Origin of the sequence: Winogradskyella alexanderae, assembly GCF_020166335.1 — a bacterium.
In the GTDB taxonomy this organism is placed as follows: Bacteria; Bacteroidota; Bacteroidia; order Flavobacteriales; family Flavobacteriaceae; genus Winogradskyella; species Winogradskyella alexanderae.
Map to the genome: position 1 here is coordinate 1 of NZ_JAIUJR010000025.1, position 3568 is coordinate 3568.

Sequence of the window (3568 nt, forward strand, 5' to 3'; positions counted from 1 at the left end):
CGGAATTTCCTCTCGGAAATTCCTGCGTATTTGCTAACTTTGGTTTACGGCGGAATAGTTCTGCCGAACCATTCCGCAACGAAACCATAGCCAAACACGTTGTAAACAATTTAAAGATACATTATGATAAATAAAATATCCGACTTTATTTCTGATAAAAACATAATTGATATTGATAAAGAAATCAATCATAGTAATTATTTTGACAATTCAGAAAAACATATTATAAAAATTATAATTGGTTCAGCAGACATTAGAACTGTAACTAAAAATGAAATTAATATTGCTTTGAACGTTCTTGAGGTGGTTTTGACCAAGGATTCTCAACACCACGAAACTTATAAGAAGCGTTATGGAACTCTTTCAGAGCGTCTGAAAAATCTTTAACTGACTTTAAGAATAATTCTTTGTCTTTTACACCATACTCAAAATTATCATCATTATAAAAAAAGACACGACATGAAATCAAAGCATCTAAGACCAAACCAATTTTACCAACGCAATCATTGTGAGCATCTTTTGACTCTAAAAACAATTTTAAAGAATCTGACATAAAAAAACTGTTTACAACAATGGCTATAATTCATTGCTTTTTAAAGCATTTTTTGAATATACAAACCATAATTAATTATTCGTTGCTACTTTTTTTGTAACAGCTTAAACTACGCAACGAAATCATAGCCTAAGCCGTTACCACACATTTAAGAGCAACATTGAGAAACTGGAAAGACATAGAATGGATATTTGAAAAGGATGGAGCCTTAAGAGATATTTATGTTCAAAACGCAACAATTTCGGATTGGAAAAAAGTGGTTGACTTATTGAACTCTGACTACAAATTGACCTTTGGAGTTTATGAAGATAATTTGACTGACAAAATTGACTTCGGATATGTGAAAACAATGTTTGCGGACGAAACTGGCGAACTGGAAACCAAATCTGCGACAATTGATTTGGACGGAATTGTTGTCAAGTGCTACTTTTTTCTTATTGACCAAATCGAGTTTGACATTAATCCTTCTGAAATACACTCGGAATTGGAATTGAAAAAGGTAACGGATTTTATGAAGACAATGAGTGCGGAATTAGGAAAACAAATAACGCTTTGTGGAGAAAATCAACCTGAATTTCCATTAATAAAAATTGACTCTAAAAACGGAATTGAAAAAATCCTGACTGAAAAAGATGCTAAAAGCTTATGGAAAAAATCAGACCAAAAAGTTAGCGGATTTACCAAACTCAAATCGACAATAATTATGAAGTACTTTCCGAAATTATTTGAGAAGAAAATATTGGAAAGTGCGAATAAAGAATATAAATCAACACCGAAAGAAAAAAACGTGTGGTAACAATGTATAACCGCAATTACGGCGGATTCGACTACGTCCGAATCCACTCGGAATTGCTAACGTCTGTGCTAAACCGAAAATCATTAACTTTAATCCCGTAACTGACGGTTATACGAGACCGTTGGCAACCATTTAAAAAAACACTTTAAATAATGTTAGATATAGATAAAATACCAAAACATTTAAAAACACTTTTGATAAATTCTGTTTTACTTCCATTTTGGTATATATCTATATATATTTTTCATCATGAATTTTATAAAAATGATGACTTTTTAATTATAGCTTCTGTTTGTATTGGGTTAACAATAGTTTCATCTTTATTGACTTCAATTATATTGACACGCTCTGAAAAAGACACAAACATATTGGAAGAAAATGTAGTAATACCTACAGTTGCGATACAAGTAATATTATTGTCATTAATAATATTTTTAGGCTATTTATTTAAAGTGTTTTTTGGTAAAATATTTCATTTCTATGGTTTTTTATTGACTTATTTCGGAATAATTATATCGATATTATTTCTTGATTTGATTAGTGGAAAAAATAATCCTGAAAAAAAATAAACATTACCGACATAACTAAAACTAACATAAAAAAACAATATACCAGATATAATAAAAAACGGTTGCCAACAACGTATATAAAAAATTGCTTCATTATGTTTAATATTTTAAATATCATCTTATTAAATTCATTTAGTTATTAATCGGAAAGCACAAGCGTTTTTACACGCAACTTTCCATATACAAAACCGTTAGCCACCATTATGAAAAACATACTGATATTAATAATAATCGCATCATTTCTTTCTTGTTCAGATGAAAAAAAAGTTGCTGAAATCGGAAAAAAGATTCCTGATTATTCATTCAACGAAATATTGAATAAGGACAAGGAGCCTTTTAACCTAAATAATCGAGACAAACCAATAATTATCGAATTTTGGGCTACTTGGTGTTCGCCTTGTATTCCAGCAATGAAAAAGTTGGAGAATTACCAAGAAAAATTTGATAATGACATTGAAATAATAACGGTCTCAACTGATAATAGAAAAAATCTAAACAGATATATTGAAAATACGCAAACAAGTTTGAGAGTCGCTTTCGATACTACTCATCTCAAAATATTCAACTACAAGTATATTCCGCACGCTATTCTAATTGATAAAAATGGAATAGTCCAAGCCATTACAACACCAGACAAAATTACTGAAGAAACAATAAATGATTTAATTAAGGGAAAGCCAATTAAACTTGAAGAAACAGAAGTTGCTACTTCTAACTTTAGTTTGAATAAAGAATTTAAGAACAATAATTATCAATACAAACTTACCTCGGAAAACAAAAACTTAGGGTTTAAAAATGAAATAAAACGAGATGAAAACGGTGAGCCAATTTCATTGGATTTTCGGAATGTATCAATCTATCGATTAATGACAGATATTTATGGACTTTCCTCTGCCGCAAGAATTTATACAGTGAAAGAGCTTCCTTCAAATAAATACTGTTTTAATTTGGAACAAAAAGAAAACTATAAAAAAGGTTTACTTGAGAATGCTAAAGAAATTTTAAATAAGAACTTGGCTGTTAGAGCAGATTTGGTAGAAAAAGAAGTCGATTCTGCTTATGTTTTAGAAATTGTAGATAAAAGTAAGTTGCCAGAAAAGTCAAACGAGGAAAAATATACTCGCGAATTTCGTGGACCTTTTTATTCTGGAAAAAAATTGACTTCGTACAATCTTATTGAATATCTTGAAAATGAAGTACAAAAACCAATAAAAGATAAAACACAATTAGATTACGAATTTGATATCGAATTGAATTGGAGTTACGAAGATGGTTTTTCATTAAACAGAGAACTTGAAAAACACGGATTTAGAATAAATATATCCGAACAGCCAGAGAAAATAAAGATGTTGAAATTGAGCAAAAATAACGGTGGCTAACAATGGCTATAAGTAATTGCTTGTTCTCGCCTACTTCTGAAAATCCTCGCGGATTTTCAGTTTGGTGTATACTTGCAAAGTTAACCGCTAAACCACGCAACTACTCATAGCCGAAACCGTTGTGAACAATTCGCCCAGGGCGAACTTTAATCTGCGCAGCTTCGCTGACAGTGCACCTTAAAGTAAATTGTTCACAACAGAGCGCTAAACCAAATTGCACCTATCCCTTAACACAAAATATCGCCCTAGGACGGGCTTCGAGCCAAAACAG

General features: G+C 31.0%; 4 protein-coding genes. 3 read left to right on the forward strand and 1 reads right to left on the reverse strand.

Features of this window, described 5'->3' with window-relative positions; genetic code table 11:
• Window positions 1-277 precede the first annotated feature (277 nt).
• The gene (locus LBU54_RS15115) at window positions 278-553 is read right to left on the reverse strand and encodes a hypothetical protein (RefSeq protein WP_224531929.1); all 276 of its coding nucleotides are present in this window, start codon (window positions 551-553) and stop codon (window positions 278-280) included.
• A 160-nt stretch (window positions 554-713) separates the two neighbouring features.
• Here LBU54_RS15115 and LBU54_RS15120 point away from each other — a divergent pair, with 160 nt between their 5' ends.
• The 3 genes from LBU54_RS15120 to LBU54_RS15130 all read left to right on the forward strand — a co-directional run bounded on the left by LBU54_RS15120 (window position 714) and on the right by LBU54_RS15130 (window position 3297).
• On the forward strand, window positions 714-1349 hold the full coding sequence (locus LBU54_RS15120; protein WP_224531932.1) for a hypothetical protein: 636 nt from the start codon (window positions 714-716) through the stop codon (window positions 1347-1349).
• 152 nt (window positions 1350-1501) lie between these two features.
• Window positions 1502-1918 (forward strand): hypothetical protein, encoded by a 417-nt coding sequence (locus tag LBU54_RS15125; protein WP_224531936.1) that lies wholly within the window; start codon window positions 1502-1504, stop codon window positions 1916-1918.
• A 203-nt stretch (window positions 1919-2121) separates the two neighbouring features.
• On the forward strand, window positions 2122-3297 hold the full coding sequence (locus tag LBU54_RS15130; protein WP_224531937.1) for a TlpA family protein disulfide reductase: 1176 nt from the start codon (window positions 2122-2124) through the stop codon (window positions 3295-3297).
• The last annotated feature ends 271 nt before the right edge of the window (window positions 3298-3568 follow it).

Coding starts and splice junctions, on each gene's coding strand:
- LBU54_RS15115 (WP_224531929.1), bottom strand. CDS start 553: ATGTCAGATTCTTTAAAATTGTTTTTAGAGTCAAAAGATGCTCACAAT.
- LBU54_RS15125 (WP_224531936.1), top strand. CDS start 1,502: ATGTTAGATATAGATAAAATACCAAAACATTTAAAAACACTTTTGATA.
- LBU54_RS15130 (WP_224531937.1), top strand. CDS start 2,122: ATGAAAAACATACTGATATTAATAATAATCGCATCATTTCTTTCTTGT.